The sequence below is a fragment of the Aminobacter sp. P4_D5 genome, assembly GCF_056401815.1.
The window spans coordinates 1-1,024 of record NZ_JBFUIP010000434.1; the positions used below are offsets into that span (position 1 = coordinate 1).

Here is a 1,024-nt window from a genome sequence, read left to right on the forward strand (position 1 = left end):
GCGCACCGGCCGTGCCGCGCGACCGGAGGCGGAACCCGTCGCGCAACGCAAGCTCGAGGCCGTGCCGCCGGCTCCCTCGCGGCCGCTGCCCCGCGGTTCGCTGCTGGACCTTCGGGTCTGACGCTTCGGAAATTTGCCGAAATCTGTCCGCTACTGCGGCGCAACTCCCGGTCGTCCAGCCCAAAATAAAGGCATTTCGGGTAATCGTGTTACCAAATCGCAACACTATGCCTTCTTTATAGACTTTTCGACTTGCCGTGGCATGCTTTTACAGCCTKAATGGTCGCAACACGTCCGACCAGGAAAGGTTCAGATTTCATGCGCAAGCTCCTGCTCGCCTTGACCGCCGCCGCCGGCCTCGCCGCGGCCGCACCCGCCTCGGCCCAGATCGTCCTCGGCGAAACCGGACTGACGCTCTCGCCCACCGCCACGGTCGCGAGCGACTACCTCTTCCGTGGTATCAGCCAGACGCGTTCGCGGATGGCCTATCAGGGCTCGGCCGAGCTGGTGCATTCCAGCGGCTTCTACATCGGCACCTTCATCTCGAACGTGCGCTTCGCCTACACGGACGCCCGGCAGGAGGTCGACGCCTACGGCGGCTACCGCTTCTCCGCCTTCGACTTCAACTTCGACATCGGCGGGATCGGCTATCTCTATCCCGGCTACACGCGCGCGCCAGGCACCTACCCGCTCGATTACTTCGAGGCCTATCTGAAGGCGACGCGCGAGATCGGCCCGGTCACGCTCTCCGCGGCGGTCAACGGCTCGCCGAACTACTTCGGCACCTCCGGCACGGGCATCTACATCGAGGGCGGCGCCGACTGGAAGACGGGCATCTGGGACGTCACCCTCGGCGGCCGCGTCGGCTACCAGTGGATCGAGCGCAACCCGCGCTTCGGCACGCCCGACTACGCCTGGTGGGGTGTCATGCTGAGCCGCGACTTCGTCCTGCCGGTCCTCGGCAACACCGTCACGGCCAGCGTCGGCTACTACGACACCTCGATCAGCCGCAGCGACTGCATCT

General features: G+C 65.5%; 1 protein-coding gene. It reads left to right on the top strand.

Annotation, left to right across the window (positions count from 1 at the left end):
* Nucleotides 1-318: 318 nt before the first annotated feature.
* Nucleotides 319-1,024, top strand: a 706-nt coding sequence (locus tag AC1DWF_RS32545) for a TorF family putative porin (RefSeq protein ID WP_476842646.1), incomplete at its 3' end; no start/stop codon positions are given.